The sequence below is a fragment of the Paracoccus sp. M683 genome (genome assembly GCF_007096355.1).
Lineage (GTDB): Bacteria > Pseudomonadota > Alphaproteobacteria > Rhodobacterales > Rhodobacteraceae > Paracoccus.
This window is the reverse complement of sequence record NZ_VKDF01000002.1, coordinates 225,371-250,940: the sequence shown is the minus strand read 5'-3', so window position 1 is coordinate 250,940 and position 25,570 is coordinate 225,371. Positions and strand designations below refer to the sequence as shown.

The window sequence follows — 25,570 nt, the reverse complement described above, 5'->3', positions numbered from 1 at the left end:
CAGTTTTTGCAGGTTGAAGCCCTAAATTCCAGCAAAGATTGGCAATTGGCCGGTTAACACAGTTCAATCCAGCGCAGCGAGGCAACCATGCAACGCCGCCATGTCGTCGCGGATCAGCAGCAGCGGCACGTTCTCGGGGATCTGGCGCATCTGCTCGTCCGACAGGAAGGCCGGGACCAGCAGTTCCAGCCGGTCCGACAGGCTGCGACCGACGCTGCCGGCCAGGAACATGCCGTCCATCGGCATGAATCGCAGCGCCAGTTCGCGACACATCAGCCCGAACAGTTCGGCAAACAGCCGATAGGTGGCATCGGCCTGCGGGTCGCCCTTTGCTGCGGCCTCGGCTATGTGTTCGCTGCGGACCGGTTCAGCACCGGTGCGCAGGGCGTGCAACCGGGACAGGCCGCGCCCGGCAAAGGTTTCCTCGACCGAAAAGAACTGATCCGCCTTGGCGCCCAGTTCAGCCTTCAGCCGGTCCATGATGATCGCGGGCAGATAGGTATGGCCTTCCTCGGCCTCAAGACAGGTGATGCGCCCGCCGCTGAGAACCTTGACGGCGCAGACGTTGAACCCCGTGCCGGCGCCGACCACCAGCGCCTGCCCGTTGCGATGCCGGTCGGCCGGCGCCTCGCGCAGCAGCGACAGCCCGTCGCCCGACAGCGAGGGCGTGGCATAGCCAAGCGCGGTCAGATCGTTGATCAGCCGCACCTGATCGGCATCGGTCAGACGCGCCAGACGGTCTTCGGAAAAATCCCAGTCGCGATTGGTCAGCCGGGCAACGCCACCCGAAACCGGCCCCGCCACGGCGATGCAGAGAGCCGTGATGCGAGGCTCGTCCTGTTCCTGAAGGAACTGGCGAACCACATCGTCAAAGCTGGTGAAGTCATCGCCGCGAAACCGGGTAACGGTCTGTTCGTCGATCACGCCGTTGCGCGCCAGCGCCAGACGCGCATTGGTCCCGCCTACATCTGCCAGCAAGGTCGCCATGGGTTCACCTCCTCCGGGGCTGTTAGCGCCCCCATACTAGACTGCCGCGGCGCTGGCGAGGGTGCAGCACTAAGAATCTGCGGCCCTGTGGCACCAGAGCGACCGGCCCGATGATAGCGTGGCAACGGTCAGAATGATTGATATTTGCCGATGGGCCGGTAAGCTCATGCTGTCAACAATGACCAACAGGGGAAATTCAATGAGTAAACGCGACGATCTGATCGCCAAATACGCGGCCGATCTGAAGGACAAGATCGGGATCACGCCCGACATGGATCTGCTGACCAAGGTTACGATCGGCTGCGGCCCTTCGATCTATAATGCCGATTCCGAAACCGTCTCGGGCAGCGACAAGGCCGAGCTGGAGCGCGTGAAAGACAGCTTTCTGATCAAGAAGCTGGGCCTGCCGGACAGCCCCAAACTGATGGAGGCGATCGACGGCGTCATCGAGAAATACGGCCGCTCGAACCGCAACAAGTATCGCCCTGTCGTCTATTACATGCTGACCACCCATTTCGGGAAGCAGTCGGTCTATGGCTGATAGATCAGCCCTTTGATCGCCATGACGTGATCAGTGCTGGCCCCGACGCAGTCGGCGGCCAGTTCCCGCGCCGCCGCCACCGGATCGGTGGCGATGCGGTCGACCAGCCCCCAGGACTGCGCCTGCGCGGCGTCGATCCGGGCCCCCGCCATCAGGATCATCTTGGCCCGCGCCGGCCCGATCAGCACGGTCATCCGCCGCGCATCGCCTGGCTGCGGCAGAAAACCGCGCTTCATCACCGGATAGAAGAACTCGGCCCCCGGCACCGCGACCCGCAGATCGCAGGCCAGCACCATGCCAAAGGCACCCCCGGCCAGCGTGCCGTTCAGCGCCGCGATGGTCAGGCAAGGCATGGTGGCGATCCGCGCAGACAGCCTTTCCCATTCGGGCGAGGTCGTCAGCCCCGCCTGCGCCTCGTCCAGATCGGCGCCCGCCGAGAACACCCTGCCCGCAGCCGTCAGGATCACCGCGTTGGACTGGCCCTGGGCGATGCGGTCGAATTCCTCGGTCAGCCGCGCCAGCATGGCACCGGTCAGCGAGTTCGCCTTTTCCGGCCGCTCGATCCGCAGAACCTCGATCCCGTCCTGCTGAAATGCGCTGATCACCGGAACGTCCCTTTCGCAAACTGCCCGCCTGTGCCACATTCCGCGCAAGCTCGACGACATTGAAAGGTATCCGGTATGTTCCGCACGCTTGCAACCTCTTCCATCGCGCTGGCCGCACTGGCCGCGCCCGCGCTGTCAGAAATCACCCCGGCCGAGGTCTGGGAGCAGCTGATTGCTGAAAATGCCGCAACCGGCATGACCGTGACCGAAGGCAATCGCGAAGAGGCCGGCGATACGCTGACCATCACCGATGCAGTCTTTGCGAATGAATCCGACACATCCGCGCTGACCATCACCCTGCCCAAGGTGGTGATGAACCAGACCGGCGACGGTGCCGTGCGCTGGTCGATCGACGGCGATATTACGGGCGAAATCACTGATACCACGCTGGACGACCAGCCCGTCGTGATCCCCTTTACCCTGTCGGTGCCGGGAAACGAGACCGTCAGTTCGGGTTCGGTCGATGACCTGACCCACGAATACAAGGCCGACAGCGCCGTCTTTTCCGCGCAGCTGCCCAGCGGCGAGGATAACGCGGTCGTGATCCCGCTGACCATGGCGATGGACGGGCTGACCGGAACGCAGCGATCGACCCAGCAGGGCGCCGATGGCGCGCGTGAAACCGCCTTTGATGGCAAGCTGGGTGCGCTGAAGATTGATATCAGCGGCGATCTGCCCGAGACGGCGGAAAGCGGCGCGGGCACGTTCTCGGGCGGTTATGCGATGAACGGGCTGGACGTTACCGGCAAGATGGTGATGGCCTCCGGCAGCTATGACATGAACACCCAGATGGAAGAGGCGCTGAAAAACGGCGCGCAATTCCAGTTCGACCTGACATATGCCGACAGCGCCGGAACATTCGAGTTCGCCGGAACCGATCTGGAAGGCACGGCAAGCACCGGCAACGGCACTTTCTCGTCCGGTCCGGGCACTCTGCGCTTTTCGATGAGCGATGAGGGCCTTAACTATGCCGGCTCGATGGAAGGCAGCGAAAACGAGGTCACGGTCAGCACGCTGCCCTTCCCGATCCGCTATGTGCTGTCCTCGGGCAGCTTCGATTTCGCGATGCCGGTCATGCAATCCGACACGCCTGCGCCCTTCCGCGTCATGACGGCGATAAAGGGGCTGACAATCAATGACGAGCTGTGGGGGCTGTTCGATCCGACCAGCCAATTGCCGCGTGACCCGGCCGATCTGAACATCGACCTGACCGGCGAAATGACCCTGCCGGAATCGCTGTTCGCCGCCGCCGAAACGCCCCCTGCAAGCGCACCGATGGCTGGAAGCTCGGCCATGCCGGCAGAGGACGCGGACTCTGATGCCGACGCGGCTGCCAGCGATGCGATGCCGGCCGATGATGGCACAGAAACCGGCATGCCCGACATGCCGCAGCCGCCCGAAGTGCTGAAGATCACCATCAACGACGTGTCGCTGAAGGCCGTCGGCGCCGATGCCAAGGTCTCGGGCGAGCTGGCTGCACCCGAGGGCGGTTCGATCACAGTGGCGCCCGTCGGTCAGATCGACGGCGAGTTCCTGGGCGTCAACGCGCTGCTGGACAAGCTGGGCGCGATGGGGCTGGTCCCGCAGGATCAGATGATGGCCGCACGGATGATGCTGACCATGTTCCTGCGCCCGGCCGAAGACGACCCCAACAAGCTGACCACGCGGTTGGAGTTCAAGGAAGACGGCAGCGTCTTCGCCAACGGCCAGCAGGTGAAGTAAGCCTGCCGGCACCTCAGGCGGGCCGGGGCTGCACCCCGGCCTTTTCCTTTCAGTGATGATGTGAGCCGCATGACCAGCGACAGCGCCGATCCCGAAACTCTTGCCCTGGCACTGATCCAGGCTGCCACGCGCGCCGGCGCCCAGCAGTCCGATGCCATCGTCCTGCGCGGGCAGGCGGTGTCCATCGACGTGCGCAAGGGCGGGCTGGAACTGGCCGAGCGCGCCGAGGCCACCGAAATCGGCCTGCGCGTGCTGATCGGCGGGCGGCAGGCCAGCGTCTCGGCGTCTGATCACGCGCAGGCAACGATCGAGGAAATGGCAGCCCGCGCCGTCGCCATGGCCCGCGAGGCGCCGGTTGACGACACATTGGGCCTGGCCGATCCTGACCAGCTGGCGCGCAACACCGATGCCGCGGCGGCGCTGGAAATGTCCGATCCGGGCGCAGATCCCGCGCCGGATCACCTGCAATCGCTGGCCCTGCGCGCCGAGGCCGCAGCCGCAGCCATGCCGGGCATCTCGCAGGTCGAATCCGCCGCTGCCAGTTTTTCGCGCCGGCAGATCTGGCTGGCCGCCAGCAACGGTTTTTCGGGCGGCTATCACCGCAGCAGCCATGCCATCAGCACCGTCGCCATCACCGGCGAGGGGCTGGGGATGGAACGGGACTATGCCGGCGAATCCCGTATCTGGGCGGCCGATCTTCCCCAACCGGAACAGATCGGCCAGCTGGCCGCACAGCGGACCATGGCCCGCGCCGGGTCGCGCAAGCCGCCGACCGGGGCCTTTCCGATCCTGTATGACCGCCGCGTCTCGCCCACGCTGATCGGACATCTGCTGGGCGCCGTGAACGGATCGGCCATCGCGCGCGGTGCAAGCTGGCTGCGCAACGCCCTGAACGAGGCCGTGTTGCCGGCGGATTTCACCCTGACCGAGGATCCGCTGCGACCGCGCTATGGCGGCTCGCGCCCCTTTGATGCCGAGGGGCTGCCCTGCCACCCCCGTGACATCGTCGCCCAGGGCGTGCTGACCGGCTGGACGCTGGATCTTGCCACGGGACGCAAGTTGGGCATGGCCAGCACCGGCTCGGCCACGCGCGGGCTGACCTCGGCGCCCTCGCCGGGTAACAGCAACGTCGTGCTGACGCCCGGCCAGGCCAGTTTCGATGATCTGCTGGCAGAAATGGAGCGCGGCCTTGTTGTAACCTCGATGCTGGGGGCATCGGTCAACGCGACCACGGGCGATTATTCGCGCGGCGCCGCCGGGTTCTGGGTCGAGGGCGGCAAGATCGCCTATCCGGTCAACGAATGCACCATCGCCGGCAATCTGCGCGACATGCTGATGACGCTGACCGCCGCCAATGACGCCGAGGACTGGCGCACCATCCAGGTGCCCAGCCTGCTGGTCCGGGGGATGACGGTTGCCGGCGCCTGAGGCCGATCTGCGCCTGCTGGAAGATGCCGCGCGGCAGGCAGGCCAGATCGCCATGCGCTTCTGGCGGCGCGATCCCGAAAGCTGGGACAAGGGCGGGGATGCCGGCCCCGTGACCGAGGCCGATCTGGCCGTGAACGCGCATCTGGAACAGCTGTTGCGCGCTGCCCGGCCCGATTACGGCTGGCTCAGCGAGGAAAGCGAGGCCGACCCGTCGCGGCTGGATGCGCAGCATTGCTTTATCATCGACCCGATCGACGGCACCCGCGCCTTCATCGACGGACAAGAGGGGTTTTCTCATTCCCTTGCGGTCGCGACCGGGGATCGGATCACCGCCGCCGCGGTTTTTCTTCCCGCCCGTGACCTGCTTTACACCGCTCATGCAGATGGCCCGGCGCTGCTGAACGGCAAGCCCATCGCCGCCAGCGACCGGCGGCAGATCCGGGACGCGACGGTGCTGACCTATCGTGCCGCGACCGAACCGCAAAACTGGGAATCGGGCCGGGTGCCACCGTTCCGGCGCGAATTTCGGCCATCGCTGGCATGGCGGCTTTGCCTTGTGGCCGAGGGGCGATTTGACGCGGCCCTGTCGCTGCGCGACGCCTGGGAATGGGACATTGCCGCTGGCACGCTGATCGCGGAACGTGCGGGCGCGGTGGCAACCGACCGGCGCGGCCAGCGCCTGCGCTTTAACGGGCCACGGGCGGCGCTGGATGGAATGGTGGTCGCAGGACCGGCCCTACATAGGGAATTGACAGCCGCCCTGGCCTGACAGCGAATCACCTTGAGCGGCCGCAAGACGGCGCGGATGTTTTCTTTCCCGCTAGCCGAAAATTTTGAAAATTTTCTTAATCTGCCGCGAAAAAAGCGACAGATTCGCGATTTTTCACATCCCTCGCCCGAAACTTTCACAGGTCTTTCACGCCCGATTCACGGCGATGGTGGATAACTGATCCCATAAGGCGCTGCACCACGAACCACCCATTCAGCGGCAGCGCATCACGGGGAGACAGAAGATGACGACTCGGAATGAACAACTGGATTGCTTAATCGCCGCCTTTCAGTTCCTGCGCACCCTTCCGGCGGGCGCGGAGAATGAGCCGGATCAGCGGTCTGCGCATGCGCTGACGGCGGCGACTTTCGGGCGGTCGGGAACGGGCCTTCCTCATCCCGCAACCGACCGCCCGGCCCCGATCGAGTTCGAACGCCTGGCCCGCGAAAACGCCTTGATGGCCCAGCATCTCGACGTGCTGGCCTCGGCCCTGGGGGCTTGCGGGAACTGCTGGGGCACCCTCCATGATTGCGAGGAATGCCATGGCTTTGGAAAGCCCGGCGGTCTGTCACCAGACCAGGAAATGTTCGATCGCTATGTCCTGCCGGTTCTTACGCGGGTCATGGGTGAAAGCCCCCTGCACCCGGATATCCGGTAGATCGCACTGTCAGGGTTTATCCGCTGAGCCTATTGTTTAACGAGTTCCTCCCCCCGTCATGGGTTCGCGGATAGGCGAACGGGCAGCCGAAAGGCTGCCCGTTTCAATTTCTGGACATTGCGCGCCTGATCGCGCGCAGGTTGTCACGGCGTTAGAGGATCGGATCCAGCGCGAAAGGGTCACGCGGCGTGCGGGTCACGAAGGTCGTGCCGGGACCGTCCAGCGTGGCGATCTGCTGGGCCAGGACCGACAATGCCGCCGATTGGGCCAATGCGATTGTCCCCGGCTGCGCATCTGCCAGCGGCACCGAGATGTCAAAGCTGCGCGCATGATTGGTGCCACCGCCGCTTTCATCCGCGACGAAATAGCGCCCGCTGAGGCGATAGATCCCGTCGGCCTGCGCCAGCGCCTTTTCCACCCGCACTTCAAGCTTGCGCTGCGGCGGCTCGCCCAGTGGCCAGGGTTCGGCGATCACCGCCGCGCCCGACACGTCCGAGATTGCCCGCGCCAGCGTCAGGGTAAAGGCACGTTCGGGATTGTCGGCCCACAGATTATCGGGCGTTGACCGGACCGCGCCATCGGCGCTTTGCCAGGACACCTCTTGCCCCGACGCATATTCCGGCAGCGACACGTCTCGCAGCTCGACCGTGGGGCCAAGCTGGTTGGCCACCCGAACCGGCGGCGAGGGCGGGTCGATCAGATAGCGCCCGGTTTTTTCCGGGTTCGAACAGGCTGCCAACAGGATCAATGGCAGTGCGGCGGTCAGCTTTAGCATGTGTTTCGTCACCTTATCGCCCCATTATGAAGGCGCGCGGATTGCGTTCGATCATTCGCGCCAGCGACCCGAAGGCCTCGGTCGCGCGACGCAATTCGCGCATCATGTTGATCGCCTCGGAATTGAAGGCGGACCGGTCCCCATAGGCCGCCATCACCGATTCCGCCCGCGCTGCCGTGCTTTGCAGCCGGGTGATCAGCGCCGGCAGTTCCTGAACCGCCTTGGCCACCTCATCCGCCGCGACGGATGCCGAATCCAGCGCATTGTTCAGGCTGCCCGCCGCATTGCCGTCGCGCAAGTCGTTCAGCAGGCCTGACGCGGCCTCCAGCGTGTTCGACAGGTTGCGCGGCAATTGTTCGGCATCCTCGGTGCCCAGCATGGCCCGCAGATCGGCCAGAATACCGGCGGCCTGGGCGCTGATCTCGGCAAAGGCAAATTCGTCCACCGCCTGCGCAGCGGCGTCGATTTCCTCGATCATCTGCGGCACGTCCCTGGCGGCCAAGGTAACCGCATCGGCGGCCTCGGCCGCGCTGTCCAGCGCCGTGCGCAGCGAGGGCACGACCTCGGCCTCGCGCAGTTCGCCCACCAGCGTCTGAAGATCGGTCAGCGCATTCTCGATCGAGGCCATGGTGCTGTCCAGCCGCCCCGGCAGCGCCGCCGCCGCATCGCTGCCGATCACGTCGCGCAGCTCGGACAGGCCGGCGTTCAATTCGGCCCCGATGCTGGTGAAATCGACGCCCTTCAGCGATGACCCCACCTCGTCCAGCGACGCGATGACCGAAGGCAGTTGCTCGGACGCGACATTCAGCCGCTCGATCAGCTGGGCGGCATTGGCGCCGGTTCCGGCCTCGTTCAGCTGGGTGACCACGGCGCGCAACTCGGTCATGGTGGCCTGTGCCTCGTCGATGGTCTGGCGCAGCGATGCCGGGATCGCACGGGTATCCTGCGAGGTCGCCAGCGCCGTGACCGAGTTCATCATGTCGGTCGCGGATTGCAGCACCTCTTCGATCGGCAGATCGCCGATCCGGGTCAGGACGCCTTGCGCGGTGGTGCTGAAATCGGTGATCTCGCCCTCGACCGAGGGAAGGATCGGATAGGGATCGCCCGAGACATCCAGCGTGGCCGGCACGGCATCGGGGATCTGCACGAACTCGATGATCAGCGATGTGCCCAACAGGCCGGCACTGGCCACCCTGGCGCGCATGCCGTTCTGAATTTCGCCGATCAAAAATTCCTGCACCTCTTCGGCCGTCGCCGTCGGCGCAAGGCCCATACGGCTGGGGGACAGCGCGACGGTGACCTGCTGGCGCACCAAGGTCGGCTGGCCATCGACCGGTTCGTCCACGCGGATGGACAGGTCGGTGACGCGGCCGACGGTCAGGCCCTGAAACTGCACATCGGCATCGCGTTCCAACCCGCGCACGGCATTGTCGATCAGCACGGTATAGCGGACTTCATTGGCGTCATTTTCAGCAAACAGACTGTTGCGGGCCGCATCTTCGTCGGCTTGCAGGCGGAACAGGTGGCCCGGCTGGACCGGGTTGCCACCGCTGGTCAGCGTGTCAAATTCAACCCCGCCCTGCACCAGCGAGGCCAGAGAGTTCATGTTGAACGATATCCCCTGTGCCCCAAGCGACAGCGAAAAGCCGGAAACGTCCCAGAAGACCGTGGCGCTGGACAGCCGCGCATCATGGGGCGCCGCGATGAACACATCGGCCAGAACCGTCTCGTCCCTGTCAGACAGGCGCAGGTTTTCCATCCGGCCAACCTCTAGCCCGCGAAACAGCACCGGCGCGCCCTCGCTCAGGCCCTCGGCATTTTCTGCCGACAGGGTGATCCAGGTGCCCTTGGCATCCTCGCGCGTCAGGGGTGCGCGTTCCAGCCCGGCGAAGCGGTTTTGGGGTTCGCCGCGACTTGCGGTCCAATAGCCCTCGATGAAGGCGCCGGTCAGCACGGTATCCAGTCGCGTGACGCCCTGAGCGGAAACCTGGGGCCGAACGATCCAGAACTGCGCGTCCGAGTCGATATAGGGTGCGACATCCTGATCGACGCGGATATGGACGACCACCTTTTCCAGATCCTCGGTAAAGGCGACGGATTCGACCTGGCCCACGGTGATTTCACGAAATTTCAACACCGTCTCGCCGGGATTGATACCGGTGGCGTCGGCAAATTCGACCTCGATGATCTTGCCGCGATTGGAATAGGCGTTCCAGGCGATCGCCAATGTCACGATAAGCGCAAGGATCGGAACCAGCCAGACGACGTTGATACCGGCCTGCGCAGCGCGGCGGGCGGTCTTGCGGACGGGGCTGGACGGGCGGCCGGCAGGGCTGCTGGGCGGGGTATCAGTCATTCGGTTCCGTTCACGTTCTTGCTGCTGTGCAGGGGCAGGCCCCGCCAGATCAGACGCGGATCAAAGCTTTGCGCGGAAAGCATGGTAAAGGCGACCGACAGCGCAAAGGATACGGCCGCCGGGCCCGGATGGATGGAAACGACGAAGCCCAGCTGCACCAACGCCGACAGGATCGCCACGACGAACACGTCGATCATCGACCAGCGGCCGATGAACTCGACGACCTCGTAAATGCGCAGGCGGCTATGGGCATCCTCGACCGTGGCCGGCTTGCCGGCGACCACCCCCAGCCAGATGATCGCAACGAATTTCGCGATGGGAACAACGATAGAGGCCACGAACACCACCAGCGCGATATCATAGCTGCCGTAATGGATCAGCTCGATCACGCCCTCGACGATGGTGGCCTCGCTGCTGCCGCTGAGGCCGGCGAAGGTCTGGGTCTTCATCATCGGAAACAGGTTGGCCGGGATATAGCAGATCATCCCGGCGGCAAGCCAGGCCCAGACCAGCTGCAACCGGCGACGGTCGGGCTTGTACAGCTTGGCATGGCAGCGTGCGCAGATGGCCGTGTCCTCGGGCCAGACCCGCCCGCAGCTGCGGCAGCCCACCAGGCCCGCGCGATGGGCTGTCATCACCGGAGGGGTATTCTCGCTCATTCGCCGGGCACCTGTTCACGACCGTCGGTTTTCAGGCCGGCATCCTCGATTTCGTCCCAGATCGTTGTCTGGCACATGAAACCACGCGAGGCCGCATTCACCAGGATCAATGCACAAAAGGCCCAGAAGGCCGGGCCAAGATGCACCTGTGCCAACCCGGCGACCTTGACCAGTGCGACGGCGGTGCCGATCACGAAAATCTCGGCCATGGACCAGGGGCGCAATTCCTCGGATATGCGAAAGGCATCGGCGGCATATTTGTGCGGCGGCCGGCCCTTGGCCAGCGGCACCAGCGTATAAAGCAGCAGAAAGGCCCGCGTGATCGGCAGGCCGATCACCATGGCCAGAACCGCCAGCACCAGGGGCAGCAGCGGTCCCTCGGCAAAGGCAAGCGCGACGCCAAACAGCGAGGTCGCATTGCCGAACCCCATGCGCGAGATTTCGAGGAAGGGAAAGAAGATCGCCCCGACCAGCAGCAACACCGAGGTCAGTGACAACGCGATGATCTGGACAAAGGCACCGCCCCGAGGCTTGGCCAGCACGGTGCCGCAGCGCACGCAGCGCGCGGTTTCGCCTTCGTTCAGTTCTTCCTCGATATGCAAGGCATCACAGCGAGGGCAGGCTATCAGCCCCTCGCCTGTCTTCAGATCGTAATTTCCCCCAGTCATCATTCCCCGGAAAATAGGGCCGATCGCCGGACAGACAAGCAGGATATCAACGCTGTCACATATTATCCGTGTCTAGTGGCAAGCCTGCCGATATCAATGACGTGCGCCCTTGCGCGCGGCCGAGGTCAGAACGACATTGCGAATATCGGTGACATCGACGTCATTGATCCGTTGGACCTTGAAGGGCAGGCGCAGCGTGAAGACGTGATCATCATGCTGAAATTCGGCCTTGCCTTCCAGCTGGGTGGCGAAAGCCTCGATCAACTGGCTGCCCAGCCCCGTGCCCTCGCCGATGGCCGCATCCTCTGGCCGCTGGCCGACCGAGTTCGAGATTTCCAGCACCGCCTGATATTTCTCGGGTCGGGTCAGGGTCACCCGGACCCAGGGGTGATCCTCGCCCGGTGCCTTGCCGGCATATTTCAGCGCGTTGGTAAACGCCTCGGTCGCCAGCAGAGTCAGCGGCACCGCGTGATCGGGTTGCAGGGTCAGGGGCTGGAAACTGGTCTTGACCCGCAGCCCGATGGCCGCGTCGACCGAGGCGTTGACCATCTGGTTGATGATGTCGCCAATCAGCCGGTCCGCCTCGACCGCGTCCAGATGCTCGGCCTGATAGAGATTGCGATAGATCGTGGCCAGCGCCGCCACCCGGTCCTGAACTGAACGCAGCACCCGCTTGGCGTCGTTATCCTCGATCATGCGGCTTTGCATGTTGATGATCGAGGCGATCAGCTGAAGGTTGTTTTTCACCCGGTGGTGGACTTCTTTCAGCAAGACGGTCTTTTCGGCCACGGCGGCTTCCATCGCCTCTTCGTCGCGGATCAGGATGCGCGCCATGTTGTGAAAGGTCTGGCTGACATCGGTGATCTCGGCCGGGGCATCGGTCAGAACCGGCGGCGGGACATCGCGATTGCCGATGGCAAAGCGGCGCATCTGGCCCCGCAGCACCCGGATATGGCGCAAAACCAAACGGTAGACGGCGAAATAAGCCACCGCCAGCGATACCAGCCACAGCGCGATGGGGATCAGGATGGCGGTGAATTGCGACATGTTGATGCCACCAAGCCCGGCAAGGCGGGGGCTCCAGCTGCCAAGGGCATAGACCAGGCCCGGCACGACGGGCACCACGGCAAAGACCCGCCTTTCGCCGGTATTGCTGCGTTCCACAAAAGTTGAATCGTTGCGTTCGATCAGGCTGGACAGGGTGGCGCCACGGGGCAGCAGGTCGCCCACCTCGACCTCTGGGCGGCCATCCGTGGTCAAGGGCTCGCCCTTGTGGTTGAAGGTCAGGATGCCCGCGCCCTCGGTGCCGAAACCGACGGAATGCGTGGATTGCAGCAGCGCCGAGGACAGCGACACCACCACATAGCCCAGCAGGTCGCGGTCCTGATACAGCGGCTGCATGACAACGACGATCGGCCGGCCGCTGATCGTGCCGCGTGACAGCGAGGTTATCATCGTCTGAGGCTGGGCGATGAACTTCTGATAGGCAGGCGAGGGGCGCATGTCGATCGGGTCGGCACCCGGCCCGTTCGAGGTGCAGGACGACACCCCATCCATCGGCACGAATGCTGCGCCCTGATAGACAGCGCTGTGCACGATGAACGAACGCATGATCTCGGAACAGGCATCGGCGGCGTTGACGACTTCCAGCACCGCCGGGCCAAGGGCATCGGCGGTGCCAAGCGCGCTTTGCAGCAACGCCCGTTCGCCCGCCGCCGCTGATGCGGTGCGGCCCAGCAGGGCGATTTCAGCGCTGCGATCCGCCTCGCGCGAGACGTGCAGCGTCTGCACCAGCGAGATCAGCCCGATGGGCAGGATCGCGACAGACAGCAGCGCCCCCAGCCGGAACCCAAGACCTTTCGTGAATTCCAGCCGGTCAAGCAGGCGCCAGTGCATCGCGCACCCCTAGCGCGAAACCGGGTGATTGGCGGCCATGACGGCCAATGTCGCCTGATCCGTCATTTCCAGTTCTTCCCCATCGGCAAGATGCAACAGCTCGGCCAGCTTGCGGCGACCGCGATTGGCGCGCGACTTGACCGTGCCCACTGCAACGCCGGTCATGCCCGCAGCCTCTTCATAGGAAAAGCCCGAGGCACCGACAAGGATCAGCGCTTCGCGCTGTTCGTCTGGAAGCTGTTCGAACGCCACGCGGAAATCGTGCAGCGCAAGCCGCCCGTCATGTTCGGGCCGCGTCGCCTGGCGGGCCGCGTGCAGACCGTCGCTGTCGCTGACCTCGCGCTTGGTCTTGCGCCGTGCCGAATAGAAGGTGTTGCGCAGGATGGTGAACAGCCAGGCGCGCAGGTTGGTGCCGGCCTGGAACTTGTCCATATTGGTCCATGCCTTGACGATGGTGTCCTGCACCAGGTCGTCAGCCGACGATCCCTCGCGCGTCAGGGACAGCGCGAAAGCCCTCAATGCGGGCAAGTGATCAACCAGTTCATCCCGCGGATCAGTCATTTTCCCGTCGGCATTTTTCGCCGCCGACGCCCGGCCCTTTGCTGTGGCCATCTATTTGTCCTGATCCCGCAGCTGCTGCAAAAGGGCCACGAAGCGATCAGGAATCTCGTCCGTTGCGTCCTGTTCGTAGACGCGTCGAAGATTCTCGTCGATCTGCTTTTCGATCTCGGCCCGGCGGCGATTTTCCCGCTTTTCGGTCATACTTTTGTTAAATCCAACAAGCTTGTGCGCACCCTGTTCAACATGTAGGGGTTTGGCTGAGTTCCCGATCTTCGGGTCTTTTTTTGAGGAACAGGACTATGTCTTCTGCCGACCTTGCGCAATCCATCGGACGGGAATTGCCCTTTCTGCGGCGCTATGCCCGCGCGCTGACAGGCACCCAATCCGCCGGCGACAATTACGCAGCGGCAACGCTTGAGGCAATTCTGTCGGACCGCTCGACCGCGGAAGGCGCCAGCGACATCCGCGTGGGGCTGTTCAAGACCTTTCACGCCATCTGGCAAAGCTCGGGTCAGCCGGTCGAGCAGGGCGAAGGCTCGGCGCGCGAGGCGCGGGCGCAGGCGTATCTGAAATCGCTGACCCCGAATTCGCGCGAGGCGCTGCTGCTGCGCACGATCGAGGAATTCCGCTATGATCAGATTGCTGAGATCATGCAGGTTTCGCGGGAAGAGGCCGAAGAGCTGGTCCAGATCGCCCTGAACGAGATGAGCCAGACCTTGCGCGGCCGGGTCATGGTGATCGAGGACGAGACCATCATCGCGATGGATCTGAAGGGGATCGTGCAGGCCATGGGCCACGAGGTGACCGGCGTGGCCCGCACCCATACGGCGGCCGTCGAACTGGGTCGGGATGTGCGTCCCGACATGATCCTGGCCGATATTCAGCTGGCCGACGGATCCTCGGGGATCGACGCGGTGAACGAGCTGCTGGGCGAGCTGGGCGATCTGCCGGTGATCTTCATCACCGCCTTCCCCGAACGCCTGCTGACCGGTGACCGGCCAGAGCCGGCATTCCTGATTTCAAAGCCCTATTCCGAGGAACAGGTACGCTCGGCCGTGTCGCAGGGGATGTTCTTTGCCTCGACCGAGGGGCTGGACGTCTAGGTCGGCTGCCTCCGGCGGGGATATTTGGATCAAAGCGAGGGAGGCCGCAGGGATTGGCGGACCTCTCGCGCGGCGGCAATACGGCGGCGGCGGGCCAGTTCGACATTGATCAACGCGCCCAGCAGGACGGAAAAGCCCGCAAGGTAGAACCACATCAGCAGCGCCACCACAGCACCGATTGATCCATAGATGCGGTTATAGCTGTTGAAGCTGCCCAGATAGGTCGAGAAGGCGATGGATGCGCCGGCCCAGGCCAGGGCCGCGACCAGCGCCCCCCAGGTGAATATCGGCGTGCGCGGCGATTTTACGTTCGGGCCAAAGCGATAGAGGATCCCGATCCCGACGATCACGATCGCAAACATCGCCGCCCATGGCAGCCCCGACACCCGCCAGGACCGCAGCGGGCTGGCCGGCATGAAGCTGATCAGGATTGGCAGGATGACGATCATCGCAAGCCCCATCAGCACCACGCCGACGATGGCCAGGGTCAGTCCATAGGCCAGGAAAAATCCGAAGATGGTGGAATGTGATCGCACGCCATAGGCCGCATTCAGACCCCGCACCAGAGCGTCGACGCCGGCGCGGGCGGCAATGGTGGCGACGAGGAAAGACAGGACCGAGGCCCATCCGATCGTCGTGCGCCCCCCTGACAGCAGGGATTCGATCTGCGCGTCCAGGATGGTCTCGGCGCCGTCAGGAAGAAATTCATGGGCAACGCGCAGGTATTCGTTGATCACGCTCGGGTCGAACCACAGGCTCCAAAGGGCAATGATGGCGGCGAGGCCCGGAAAGACCGCGAACATGGCATAGAAAGCCACGCCAGCGGCGATCAGGCCCATATGGATCTTGTCCATGCGGTGCAACACCGCAGAAAGAAAGGCACCGATGTCGCGCAGCCGGGCTAGCATGGGCCCTGGCGGGTGGGGCGATGTCGGGGCCGCGATCTCATTGGAAGCGGGTCCAGATGGCGGCATCACCCAGGCGCGCGACAAATTCGGCATGGGCGGCGGTTTCCGCCTGGGTCAGCCGCGAGGGCAGCGGGACCGGGCGCGGCTGCCGGGCATCCATCCTGCCATCGCTGATCTGGCCAGGCTCGGGGGCCTGCGCCGGACGGTCCAGAACCAGATCGGGCTGCCGGCCGCCGATCAGCTCCAGATAGACCTCGGCCAGCAATTCGCTGTCCAGAAGCGCGCCATGCAGGGTGCGGTTCGAATTGTCGATGCCGAAGCGCCTGCACAGTGCATCCAGCGAGGCGGGCGAGCCAGGGAATTTCTCGCGCGCAAGGCCAACGGTGTCCAGAGCCCGCGAGAAGGGCAGTGCCGTGTGGCCCGCGCGGCGCAGCTCGGCGTTGAGAAATTTCATGTCGAAGCTGGCATTGTGGATAACCAGGCGGGAATCCTGGCCGATGAAGTCGATGAATTTTTCGGCAATCTGGGCGAATTTAGGTTTGCCGCGCAGGAAATCGTCGCCAAGGCCATGCACATCGAATGCCTCTTTCGGCATTGACCGTTCGGGGTCGATATATTCGTGGAAGGTGCGCCCGGTGGGCAGATGGTTCAGCAGCTCGATCGCGCCGATTTCGACGATGCGGTCATCCTTTTCGGCGTCGAATCCGGTGGTTTCCGTATCCAGGACGATTTCACGCATGATCTTGGATGTCCTTGCAGATCTGTTCGACAGCCTGTCGGGCGGCGGCGAGGGTTTCAGTGGGGATGACCCAATCAGCCCGTGCCCTTTTTTCGGCATCGGGCAGCTGGCGGTCAAGGATCATCGCGAATGCATCAGGCGTCATGCCCGGTCGTGCCAGCACCCGCAGGCGTTGCGTTTCGGCGCTGGCAGAGACCACCGCCACGCCATCCATGGCAGCATTGCCCCCGGTTTCGAACAGCAGCGGGATGTCGAACACGATGATCTGCGCGTCACGGTTGCCGGCGGCAAAACGCGCGCGGTCATTCACCAGCAGCGGATGGACGATCTGTTCCAGCCGCGGAAAACCGGACGGATCGGCGGCCAGCAACTGCTTTAGTGCGGCCCGGTCGACCTGGCCGTCACGAATGGCGCCCGGAAAGGCCTGGCCGATGGGCGCCACCGCCTCGCCGCCCTGAGAATAGAGACGGTGGACAGCGGCGTCGGCATCCCAGACCGGGTGGCCGAGATCGCGAAACATCTGGGCGGTGGTCGATTTACCCATCCCGATGCTGCCAGTCAGGCCCAGGCGATAGCTCATCCCAGGACGGCGGCGCGGGTTTCGGCATCGACCTCGGGGCGGTGGCCAAACCAGCGTTCGAAGCCCGGCGCGGCCTGATGCAGCAACATCCCCAGCCCGTCCGCGATGCGGCAGCCGCGCTGCTGGGCCTCGGCCAGGAAAGGGGTGATCAGCGGCGTATAGACAAGGTCGGTCGCGACGGCATCGGGGGACAGCGCATCAAGCGGGATGCGGAACGGTTGCTTGCCATCCATCCCCAACGAGGTGGAGTTCACGGCGGTTGCCGCACCGTCCAGCATATTGCCAGCCTGCGCCCAGTCATAGACGACGACGCGGGCGCCAAATTCCGCCTTTATCTGTTCCGCCCTGATCCGCGTCCGGTTCGAGATCCGCAATTCCTGCACGCCACTGTCGAGAAGCGATGCAACGACGGCGCGCGCAGCACCGCCCGCCCCGATGACTGCCGCCGGCCCGGCATCGGCCTGCCAGTCTGGCACGCTTTGCCGCAGATTGGCGATGAAACCGTAGCCATCGGTGTTATCCGCGTGAATCTTGCCGTCCGGTCGGAAAATCAGCGTATTCGCCGCACCAATCAGTGCGGCGCGGTCGGTGACGACATCGGCAAGCGTCAGCACGGCCTCTTTGTGGGGTATTGTGACATTCAGCCCGACAAAACCGGCATAAGGCAGGATCCGCAACACCTCGGCCAGATGTTCGGGCATCACCGGCATAGGAATATAGTGGCCCCGAATCCCATAGCGCCGCAGCCAGTGCCCGTGCAGTTGTGGTGATCTGGAATGGGCGATCGGCATGCCAATGACTCCGGACAAAGGGATATTGGCGATCGGGGTCGCAGAAGAAATCTCGGTCATACGCGGTCAAGCCATCGGCACCTGGAACAAATGCAGCGTAGGCGTCATCTGCCTGTGACGAAAGGGGGAATCCTCGGAATGCGGCGCGGGCTGTGGCAGGCCTGACTCACCTGTGGATGAAATCGCGGATAAGCCGGGATGACGCCATTGGACCTTTCACACCGCCGCTAACGCTGTGGATAAACAGCCAGGACAAAGGATGAACGCGCGCAAGTCATCCACATGGTGATAACCATCGGCCGAACCTGGCCAGAACTGTGGGAAAGCACGGTTTCGCCAAATTATCCACAGATTTATCATGTTGTATCATATTGATTTTATAAGATTAACCTGAAAATCAACACGGCGGTTCAGCAAATATCCGAAGCTTCGCGATCTGTGGATAAAGTGCTGGCTAACTTGCCTGTCCAGACTATCCACTGGGCCTACAACAACATCATTCTTTTCTTCTTTTATTTATTTTAGAGAGAGGCAGACGAGAGGTTGCGACATGACTGATCTGCTGAGCTTGATGTATCCTTGGATCAAATCCCTGCATGTGATGGCAGTGATTTCCTGGATGGCGGGGTTGTTCTATCTGCCGAGGTTGTTCGTCTATCACGCCGAACGGGGGATGAATGGCGACGAGCCTGCCGCCAGCCTTGTGATGATGGAGCGAAAGCTGCTGCGGCTGATCATGAATCCAGCAATGATCGTCGCATGGATTGCCGGTTTGTGCCTGGTGTTCACCCCTGGGATCGTTGACTGGTCCTCGGTCTGGCCATGGACCAAGGCTGCGGCGGTGATCGCGATGACCTGGTTTCATCATTGGCTGGGTCGGCAACGGAAATTGTTGCAGCGTGGGCAATCACTTGGCGGGCGGCGCTATCGGATGATGAATGAGGTGCCGACGCTTTTGATGGTGGTTATCGTCCTGTCGGTGATCGTCCGGTTCTGATCGGTTGACTTTTTTGGCTGTATTGCTTAGGTGCAGCACAAGCCCGGCCGTCCGGTACGGGGATTTCCAGACATTGACATAGCGCCCCCAGTGATGTGGTGGGCAATTTCGTTGGTTTAGAAGATGAATGAAGAACGGTTGAACCTGTCCGACCTGAAAGCCAAAAGCCCGGCTGATCTGCTGGCTATGGCAGAGGAATGGGAGATCGAGAACGCCTCGACCATGCGCAAGGGCGAGATGATGTTCTCGCTGCTGAAAGAGCATGCCGAGGATGGTTGGGACATCGGTGGCGATGGTGTGCTGGAGGTCGTGCAGGACGGCTTTGGCTTCCTGCGCTCGACCGAGGCGAACTATCTGCCGGGGCCGGATGATATCTATGTCAGCCCGGACATGATCCGACAGCATTCGCTGCGCACCGGTGATACGGTGGAAGGCGTGATCCGCGCACCTGGTGAAAATGAGCGTTATTTTGCGCTGACCAAGGTTGAGCGGATCAATTTCGAGGATCCCGAAAAGGCCCGCCACAAGGTTGCCTTTGACAACCTGACGCCGCTTTATCCCAATGAGCGGCTGAAGATGGAGATCGAGGACCCCACCATCAAGGATCGCAGCGCGCGGATCATTGATCTGGTGGCACCAATCGGGAAAGGGCAGCGGTCGCTGATCGTTGCGCCTCCGCGGACGGGCAAGACCGTGCTGTTGCAGAATATCGCGCATTCGATCGAAAAGAATCACCCGGAATGCTATCTGATCGTGTTGCTGATCGACGAGCGGCCGGAAGAGGTGACGGACATGCAGCGCAGCGTGAAGGGTGAGGTGATTTCCTCGACCTTCGACGAACCGGCGAGCCGGCACGTTGCGGTCAGTGAAATGGTCATTGAGAAGGCCAAGCGTCTGGTTGAACACAAGCGTGATGTGGTGATCCTGCTGGATTCGATCACGCGCCTTGGGCGGGCTTTCAACACGACGGTGCCGTCGTCGGGCAAGGTGCTGACCGGTGGTGTGGATGCCAATGCGTTGCAGCGGCCCAAGCGGTTCTTTGGTGCGGCACGGAATATCGAAGAAGGTGGATCGCTGACCATCATTGCCACGGCGCTGATTGATACCGGGTCGCGGATGGATGAGGTGATCTTTGAAGAGTTCAAAGGCACCGGTAACAGCGAGATCGTTCTGGATCGCAAGGTCGCAGACAAGCGCGTCTTCCCGGCGATGGATATTCTGAAATCGGGCACCAGAAAAGAAGAATTGTTGGTTGATTCCAAAGACTTGCAGAAAACTTATCTGCTGCGACGGATCCTGAATCCGATGGGCACGACCGACGCCATCGAGTTCCTGATCTCGAAGTTGAAGCAAACGAAGACCAACGGAGAGTTCTTCGATTCCATGAACGCTTGACGGGGGTTCAGGGTAAAACCTCATGGACACAATCTATGCAGAAGCAACGCCGCCCGGCCGGGGTGGCGTTTCCATTTTAAGGATCAGCGGACCTGATGCGCGTGCGGTCGCCGAGGCATTGGCGGGTCCTTTGCCTGTGCCACGCAGGGCGGAATACCGAGCCTTGCGGGATGGTGGCGAGCTTCTGGATAAGGCGCTGGTGCTGTGGTTCGAGGATGGGCGAAGCTTTACGGGCGAACTGTCGGCCGAGTTGCATCTGCACGGTGCGCCGGTGGTTATCCGTCGGGTCGTGGCCTTTATGCGGGCGTCCGGCCTGCGAGAGGCCGAAGCTGGTGAATTTACACGGCGCGCCTTTTTGAATGGCCGCATGGATCTGTCCGAGATCGAGGCGCTATCTGATCTTTTGTCGGCTGAAACGGAATTGCAGCGGCGGCAGGCAATGCGGGCCGCGGATGGCGAGATCGGGCGTATGTCGGACCGTTGGCGCCAGATGCTGATCCGTGCGGGTGCACTGATTGAGGCAAGTATAGATTTTGCCGACGAAGATGTGCCCGATGAAGTGCCCGATGAGGTGTATTCCTTGATCGCCGGCTTGCGGACCGAGATCGAGAAAGAGTTGAATGGCTATCCGGCAAGCGAGCGGCTGCGAGAGGGGTTCGAGATTGCAATTGTAGGACCGCCGAACGCAGGAAAATCGAGTCTCATCAACAAGCTTGCCCGCAGGGATGTTGCTATCGTTTCCGCGGTTCCTGGAACAACCCGTGATGTGATCGAATTGCGAATGGATTTGCGCGGGCTAGCGGTCACTGTGCTGGATACCGCCGGCCTGCGCGCCACAGATGACGAAATCGAAACCATCGGGGTAGAGCGTGCACGGCAGCGTGCTGAGGCAGCCGATCTGCGAGTGTTTCTTTCTGATAGCGGAGAGCATGACCTGAGGCTGTATCAGGACGGCGATCTGGTTCTGCGATCAAAGGCTGATGATGTTCCTGGCGAGGGTAACATCTCGGCCCAGTCGGGGCTGGGCATCGACCGCATGCTGGCACGGATGTATGAGATCCTGTCCGAGCGTGTGGCGGGGGCAAGTGTTGTCAGTCATCGGCGACAGGCTGACGCACTGAGCGAAGCATTACTGGCACTGTCATTTGCAGATGACCGGCCGGAACTGCTTGCCGAATCCGTGCGACAGGCGGCATTGTCGCTAGAGCGGCTTATCGGGCGCGTTGGCGCCGAAAACTATCTGGATGTAATCTTCTCGTCCTTCTGTATCGGAAAATAGGTGTTTCACGTGGAACATTGCGATGTGATCGTTATTGGCGGTGGTCACGCTGGAACCGAGGCAGCGGCCGCCGCAGCGCGGATGGGTGCTGAAACTGTGCTGGTGACCATGCGGGAGACCGACATCGGTACGCTTTCCTGTAACCCGGCGATAGGCGGGCTGGGAAAGGGCCATCTGGTTCGCGAAATTGATGCGCTTGATGGTTGCATGGGCCGCATTGCTGACCGATCGGGCATTCAGTTTCGTCTTCTGAATCGGCGAAAAGGCCCAGCGGTTCGGGGTCCACGTGCACAGATGGACCGAGCGGCATATCGGCGCGTCGCACGTTCGTATCTGGATGGTGTCGCTGGTCTGCGCATGATTTTTGCTGAGGTCACCGGTCTGTTGCGTAGCGGCGACAAGATTCTTGGCGTCAGCCTGGCCGACGGGACCGAATTGCGGGCGCCTTCGGTGGTGTTGACGACGGGAACCTTCCTGAATGGTGTGATTCATATCGGCGATGAATCTCGTAAGGCGGGAAGGTGGGGCAATGATGCATCTCACGGACTCGCGGCCTCGCTGGCCTCGTTGTCGCTGCCCAGCGGCAGATTGAAAACGGGAACACCACCGCGACTGGACGGCCGGACGATTGACTGGGAGTCGCTGGACAAGCAGCCAGGCGATGATGTGCCATCCCTGTTCTCTGATCTTAGTGCGGCGCCGTCGCTGACGCAGATTTCTTGCGCGATCTCCCATACCAACCAGAAAACGCACAAGATTATCGCAGAGAACCTGCACCTGTCGGCAATGTATGGCGGCCATATCAGCGGGATCGGGCCGCGATATTGCCCGTCAATTGAAGACAAGATAACCCGGTTTGCGGATAAGTCGTCGCACCAGATCTTTCTTGAGCCCGAGGGGCTGGACGATCACACCGTATATCCGAATGGAATCTCCACATCGTTGCCCGAGGCGGTGCAAAAGGCGTATGTGCGCTCAATTCGCGGACTGGAAGACGCAGTTATTACCCAGCCGGGATATGCGGTTGAGTATGACTATGTCGATCCGCGAGCATTGCTTCACACCTTGCGGGTGAAGCAAATCGAAGGGCTTTATCTTGCCGGCCAGATTAATGGAACGACAGGATACGAAGAGGCTGCAGCGCAAGGTCTGGTCGCAGGCTTGAATGCCGCCGCAGCTGCCCTGGGGCGGGCTGCGATCCAATTCAGCAGAACCGACAGCTATATCGGCGTGATGATTGACGACCTTATTTCTCGCGGCGTAACAGAGCCTTATCGAATGTTCACCTCGCGCGCTGAGTTTCGCCTTAGCCTGCGGGCCGACAATGCTGATCAGCGGTTGACGCCTTTCGGTTTGGCATTGGGATGCATAGGCTCAGAGCGCGCTGCGTATTTTGAAAACAAGATGACGGCTTATCGCGAGGCGAGGTCCATCGCTGAGGCGACGCGATTCACGCCGACTGAACTGGGAAAGAATGGAATTGCCGTTCGGCAAGATGGGCAGTCGCGGTCGGCATTCGATCTGTTTGCCTATGCGGATCTGGATCAGACTGCAATCCTGTCGCTTGTGCCTGAGCTGGACAAATTCCCTTCACAGACCGTCGAACAGATCCGCAATGACGCAATCTATCATCAATATGCTGATCGCCAGGCCCGAGACGCCGAAATGATCCGGGCTGAAGAGCAGATCTCGCTGCCCGACGACCTGGATTACGCCAGTCTGTCGGGGTTGTCGTCAGAGCTGAAGCGGAAGCTGATTGGGCAGCGGCCGGCCAGCCTTGCGGATGCTGCGCGTGTCGAAGGGATGACGCCCGCGGCCTTGACGCTGATACTGGCGACAGCACGGAACCGACATCGGAAGCGTGCCGTATGACAGCTGTTTCACGTGAAACATCCGAACGGATCGCCGCTTATGAAGACCTGATCCTGAAATGGAATGGCAGCATTAATCTTGTTGGCAGGTTCAGTCTGGACGACATACGTGAACGCCATATCACGGATAGTCAGCAGCTGGCCGATCTTGCCGATCTTGGCGCAGATAGTTGGACGGATCTGGGCAGCGGCGGCGGCCTGCCGGGCCTTGTTGCCGCAATTCAAGCGGCAGACCTGCCTATCACCTTTCATCTTGTCGAAAGCGACCAAAGAAAGGCGACCTTTCTGCGCACCTGCGCCCGCACCTTGGATTTGCCGCATGTAAAGGTCCATTCGGCGCGCATAGAATCGCTTATTCCACTGAATAGCGATATTGTCAGTGCCCGCGCGCTTGCCCCGTTGCCGCTGCTCATGTCATATGTTCATCGACACCTTAAACCTGACGGGACGGCGTGGCTGATGAAGGGCGAAAACTGGCAGCAAGAGGTGCGGCAGGCACAGCAGACCTGGCAGTTCCACTATCACCCACATCCCAGCCGAACCAACGAAGACTCTGCAATCCTTGAGATAACCGGTCTAACCCATGTCTGAGCCGATGATCATAGCCATTGCCAACCAAAAAGGTGGCGTTGGCAAAACCACGACGGCGTTGAATCTTGGCGCCGCGCTGGCCGATGCGGGGCATCGCACGATCCTGGTTGATCTGGATCCGCAGGGCAACGCCTCGACAGGTCTGGGAATTGACGCCGATCGGCGAGAGGTCACCTCATACGACCTGCTTGGCGGTCAGTCCACGTTGTCAGAGGCGTCCATTCCGACAGATATTGAGAATCTGCGGATTGTTCCGTCGACCCCGGATCTATCTTCGGCCGATATGGATTTTTCGCGCAGCGCCGATAGAACGCGTCTGTTGCGACGCAGTTTGCGGACGGATTCGGGCGTGGATATCGTTCTGATCGACTGCCCGCCGGCACTGGGTCTGCTGACGGTCAATGCCATGGTTGCGGCCGATGCGGTCCTGGTCCCGCTACAGGCCGAATTTTATGCGCTGGAAGGACTGTCGCAACTTCTGCTGACCGTGCGCCAGATTCGCCAGTCCGCCAATGCCGATTTACGGGTCAATGGCGTGTTGCTGACCATGTCGGACAATCGAAACAATCTGTCGCAACAGGTCGAGGCCGACGCGCGCGCGACTCTGGGTGATTTGGTTTACAGAACCACGATTCCGCGCAATGTCCGCGTCTCCGAGGCGCCCTCGCATGGCAAGCCGGTGGTGCATTATGATTCGCAATCGAAAGGTGGGCTGGCATATACGGCATTCGCCGGTGAATTTGTGCAGCGACTTAAGGAAAGCAAGGCAAAGGAACCCGTAAATGGCTGATTCTAAAACGGGAAAGCGGGGCCTTGGCCGCGGCCTTTCGGCGCTGATGGCAGATGTCGAACTGACCGCGCCACCAAGCGCCGAGCCGCGCCCTGCCATCGACCGGAACATGATTCCGATCGAACAGCTGTCGCCCAATCCCGATCAGCCGCGCCGCGATTTCCAGCCCGAAGCCCTGCAAGAGCTGGCCCAGTCACTGAAGGCCCGCGGCGTTCTTCAACCGCTGATCGTGCGGCCTCATCCGCGCGATGACGGTCTTTATCAGATCGTGGCTGGCGAACGTCGGTGGCGTGCGGCGCAGCTTGCGCAACTGCACGAGCTTCCGGTCATCATCAAGGACCTGACCGATACCGAGGTTCTCGAGATTGCGCTGATTGAAAATATTCAGCGCGCCGACCTGAATGCGATCGAAGAGGCCGCTTCCTTCCGTCAATTGATGGATCGCTTTGGTCACACACAGGAACAGCTGGCCGAGGCCCTGAACAAAAGCCGCAGCCATATTGCCAATCTTCTGCGCTTGCTGAACCTGCCCGATCAGGTTCAGGTCTGGCTGAAAGAGGGCAAGTTGACAGCCGGACATGCCCGCGCATTGGTAACCGCCCCCAACGCCACTCAGCTGGCGCGCAAGGTGATCGAGCGCGGTCTTTCGGTGCGCGAGACCGAGAAACTTGTCCGCGATCTGACAGCGCCCCAAGCGGCCAGGCCGGCCAGTCGGGCTTCGGCAGAAAAAGACGCCGATACGCGGGTTCTTGAATCGGACTTGTCGGCCCATCTGCATATGCGCGTTGCCATCAATCACTCGGGCAGCGCCGATGGCGGTCATCTGGTGATCACCTATCGGGATCTCGATCAGCTGGATCGCCTGTGTCAGATTCTTGGCGCCACGGCTTGAAAACGCGGC

26 protein-coding genes are annotated in these 25,570 nt (G+C 62.1%); 13 read left to right on the top strand and 13 right to left on the bottom strand.

From position 1 onward, the window contains the following. Window positions 1–63 precede the first annotated feature (63 nt). Window positions 64–987, bottom strand: a complete 924-nt coding sequence (locus FNJ84_RS04430; RefSeq protein WP_143791797.1) for an ROK family protein — start codon at window positions 985–987, stop codon at window positions 64–66. Between the two features lie 199 nt (window positions 988–1,186). Here FNJ84_RS04430 and FNJ84_RS04425 point away from each other — a divergent pair, with 199 nt between their 5' ends. Next, a complete protein-coding gene (locus FNJ84_RS04425; protein WP_143791796.1) occupies window positions 1,187–1,528 on the top strand; it encodes a DUF2853 family protein in 342 nt (113 codons plus the stop codon). Here the strand turns inward: FNJ84_RS04425 and FNJ84_RS04420 are convergent. Further along, window positions 1,519–2,133, bottom strand: a complete 615-nt coding sequence (locus FNJ84_RS04420; RefSeq protein WP_255471036.1) for an enoyl-CoA hydratase/isomerase family protein — start codon at window positions 2,131–2,133, stop codon at window positions 1,519–1,521. The genes FNJ84_RS04425 and FNJ84_RS04420 overlap by 10 nt on opposite strands. Window positions 2,134–2,208: 75 nt before the next feature. Here FNJ84_RS04420 and FNJ84_RS04415 point away from each other — a divergent pair, with 75 nt between their 5' ends. From FNJ84_RS04415 to FNJ84_RS04400, 4 genes are all read left to right on the top strand, one after another. Further along, window positions 2,209–3,855 (top strand): DUF2125 domain-containing protein, encoded by a 1,647-nt coding sequence (locus FNJ84_RS04415; RefSeq protein ID WP_143791794.1) that lies wholly within the window; start codon window positions 2,209–2,211, stop codon window positions 3,853–3,855. Window positions 3,856–3,924: 69 nt separating this feature from the next. Beyond that, window positions 3,925–5,283, top strand: coding sequence for a TldD/PmbA family protein (locus FNJ84_RS04410; protein ID WP_143791793.1), 1,359 nt, complete (start codon window positions 3,925–3,927; stop codon window positions 5,281–5,283). Then, on the top strand, window positions 5,270–6,052 hold the full coding sequence (locus FNJ84_RS04405; protein WP_255471035.1) for a 3'(2'),5'-bisphosphate nucleotidase CysQ: 783 nt from the start codon (window positions 5,270–5,272) through the stop codon (window positions 6,050–6,052). The genes FNJ84_RS04410 and FNJ84_RS04405 overlap by 14 nt, the downstream gene beginning before the upstream one ends. A gap of 244 nt (window positions 6,053–6,296) precedes the next feature. Then, on the top strand, window positions 6,297–6,710 hold the full coding sequence (locus FNJ84_RS04400; protein ID WP_143791792.1) for a hypothetical protein: 414 nt from the start codon (window positions 6,297–6,299) through the stop codon (window positions 6,708–6,710). Window positions 6,711–6,861: 151 nt separating this feature from the next. On the opposite strand, the gene FNJ84_RS04395 is transcribed toward FNJ84_RS04400, so the two are convergent. From FNJ84_RS04395 to FNJ84_RS04365, 7 genes are all read right to left on the bottom strand, one after another. Continuing rightward, the gene (locus tag FNJ84_RS04395) at window positions 6,862–7,485 is read right to left on the bottom strand and encodes a membrane integrity-associated transporter subunit PqiC (RefSeq protein WP_143791791.1); all 624 of its coding nucleotides are present in this window, start codon (window positions 7,483–7,485) and stop codon (window positions 6,862–6,864) included. Window positions 7,486–7,498: 13 nt separating this feature from the next. Beyond that, on the bottom strand, window positions 7,499–9,841 hold the full coding sequence (locus tag FNJ84_RS04390; protein WP_143791790.1) for an intermembrane transport protein PqiB: 2,343 nt from the start codon (window positions 9,839–9,841) through the stop codon (window positions 7,499–7,501). Continuing rightward, window positions 9,838–10,500 (bottom strand): paraquat-inducible protein A, encoded by a 663-nt coding sequence (locus tag FNJ84_RS04385; RefSeq protein ID WP_143791789.1) that lies wholly within the window; start codon window positions 10,498–10,500, stop codon window positions 9,838–9,840. The genes FNJ84_RS04390 and FNJ84_RS04385 overlap by 4 nt, the downstream gene beginning before the upstream one ends. Continuing rightward, window positions 10,497–11,168, bottom strand: coding sequence for a paraquat-inducible protein A (locus tag FNJ84_RS04380; protein ID WP_363323846.1), 672 nt, complete (start codon window positions 11,166–11,168; stop codon window positions 10,497–10,499). Before FNJ84_RS04380 ends, FNJ84_RS04385 begins: the two co-directional genes overlap by 4 nt. Window positions 11,169–11,261: 93 nt before the next feature. Then, the gene (locus FNJ84_RS04375; protein WP_143791787.1) at window positions 11,262–13,064 is read right to left on the bottom strand and encodes a histidine kinase dimerization/phosphoacceptor domain -containing protein; all 1,803 of its coding nucleotides are present in this window, start codon (window positions 13,062–13,064) and stop codon (window positions 11,262–11,264) included. Window positions 13,065–13,073: 9 nt separating this feature from the next. Then, window positions 13,074–13,625, bottom strand: a complete 552-nt coding sequence (locus FNJ84_RS04370) for an RNA polymerase sigma factor (protein ID WP_143791786.1) — start codon at window positions 13,623–13,625, stop codon at window positions 13,074–13,076. A gap of 51 nt (window positions 13,626–13,676) precedes the next feature. Further along, entirely contained in the window at window positions 13,677–13,826 is a 150-nt protein-coding gene (locus tag FNJ84_RS04365) for a NepR family anti-sigma factor (protein WP_143791785.1), read from the bottom strand. Window positions 13,827–13,924: 98 nt separating this feature from the next. Between FNJ84_RS04365 and FNJ84_RS04360 the strand changes: the two genes are divergently transcribed. Beyond that, on the top strand, window positions 13,925–14,728 hold the full coding sequence (locus FNJ84_RS04360) for a response regulator (RefSeq protein ID WP_143791784.1): 804 nt from the start codon (window positions 13,925–13,927) through the stop codon (window positions 14,726–14,728). A 29-nt stretch (window positions 14,729–14,757) separates the two neighbouring features. Here FNJ84_RS04360 and FNJ84_RS04355 read toward each other — a convergent pair whose 3' ends face one another. From FNJ84_RS04355 to FNJ84_RS04340, 4 genes are read right to left on the bottom strand one after another with little or no spacing between them, the layout of a single operon-like run. Then, the gene (locus FNJ84_RS04355; protein WP_143791783.1) at window positions 14,758–15,636 is read right to left on the bottom strand and encodes a YihY/virulence factor BrkB family protein; all 879 of its coding nucleotides are present in this window, start codon (window positions 15,634–15,636) and stop codon (window positions 14,758–14,760) included. 37 nt (window positions 15,637–15,673) lie between these two features. Beyond that, the gene (gene dnaQ, locus FNJ84_RS04350) at window positions 15,674–16,375 is read right to left on the bottom strand and encodes a DNA polymerase III subunit epsilon (RefSeq protein WP_143791782.1); all 702 of its coding nucleotides are present in this window, start codon (window positions 16,373–16,375) and stop codon (window positions 15,674–15,676) included. Then, complete coding sequence (coaE, locus tag FNJ84_RS04345) at window positions 16,368–16,955, bottom strand: dephospho-CoA kinase (RefSeq protein WP_143791781.1); 588 nt, start codon at window positions 16,953–16,955, stop codon at window positions 16,368–16,370. The genes dnaQ and coaE overlap by 8 nt, the downstream gene beginning before the upstream one ends. Beyond that, window positions 16,952–17,806: a shikimate dehydrogenase gene (locus FNJ84_RS04340; RefSeq protein WP_143791780.1), complete on the bottom strand. Its 855-nt coding sequence runs from the start codon at window positions 17,804–17,806 to the stop codon at window positions 16,952–16,954. The genes coaE and FNJ84_RS04340 overlap by 4 nt, the downstream gene beginning before the upstream one ends. A gap of 490 nt (window positions 17,807–18,296) precedes the next feature. Between FNJ84_RS04340 and hemJ the strand changes: the two genes are divergently transcribed. The 7 genes from hemJ to FNJ84_RS04305 all read left to right on the top strand — a co-directional run bounded on the left by hemJ (window position 18,297) and on the right by FNJ84_RS04305 (window position 25,561). Next, on the top strand, window positions 18,297–18,743 hold the full coding sequence (gene hemJ / locus FNJ84_RS04335; RefSeq protein ID WP_143791779.1) for a protoporphyrinogen oxidase HemJ: 447 nt from the start codon (window positions 18,297–18,299) through the stop codon (window positions 18,741–18,743). A 123-nt stretch (window positions 18,744–18,866) separates the two neighbouring features. Continuing rightward, complete coding sequence (rho, locus tag FNJ84_RS04330; RefSeq protein WP_143791778.1) at window positions 18,867–20,138, top strand: transcription termination factor Rho; 1,272 nt, start codon at window positions 18,867–18,869, stop codon at window positions 20,136–20,138. 22 nt (window positions 20,139–20,160) lie between these two features. Further along, window positions 20,161–21,417 carry a tRNA uridine-5-carboxymethylaminomethyl(34) synthesis GTPase MnmE gene (mnmE, locus tag FNJ84_RS04325; RefSeq protein WP_143791777.1) on the top strand — a complete coding sequence of 419 codons (1,257 nt, stop codon included), beginning with the start codon at window positions 20,161–20,163 and terminating at the stop codon, window positions 21,415–21,417. Next, window positions 21,418–23,289, top strand: a complete 1,872-nt coding sequence (gene mnmG / locus FNJ84_RS04320; RefSeq protein ID WP_370454577.1) for a tRNA uridine-5-carboxymethylaminomethyl(34) synthesis enzyme MnmG — start codon at window positions 21,418–21,420, stop codon at window positions 23,287–23,289. It abuts the gene before it with no gap. Further along, complete coding sequence (gene rsmG, locus FNJ84_RS04315; RefSeq protein WP_143791775.1) at window positions 23,286–23,879, top strand: 16S rRNA (guanine(527)-N(7))-methyltransferase RsmG; 594 nt, start codon at window positions 23,286–23,288, stop codon at window positions 23,877–23,879. The genes mnmG and rsmG overlap by 4 nt, the downstream gene beginning before the upstream one ends. Then, complete coding sequence (locus FNJ84_RS04310) at window positions 23,872–24,669, top strand: ParA family protein (protein ID WP_143791774.1); 798 nt, start codon at window positions 23,872–23,874, stop codon at window positions 24,667–24,669. The genes rsmG and FNJ84_RS04310 overlap by 8 nt, the downstream gene beginning before the upstream one ends. Beyond that, on the top strand, window positions 24,662–25,561 hold the full coding sequence (locus FNJ84_RS04305; protein ID WP_143791773.1) for a ParB/RepB/Spo0J family partition protein: 900 nt from the start codon (window positions 24,662–24,664) through the stop codon (window positions 25,559–25,561). Before FNJ84_RS04310 ends, FNJ84_RS04305 begins: the two co-directional genes overlap by 8 nt. Window positions 25,562–25,570 lie beyond the last annotated feature (9 nt).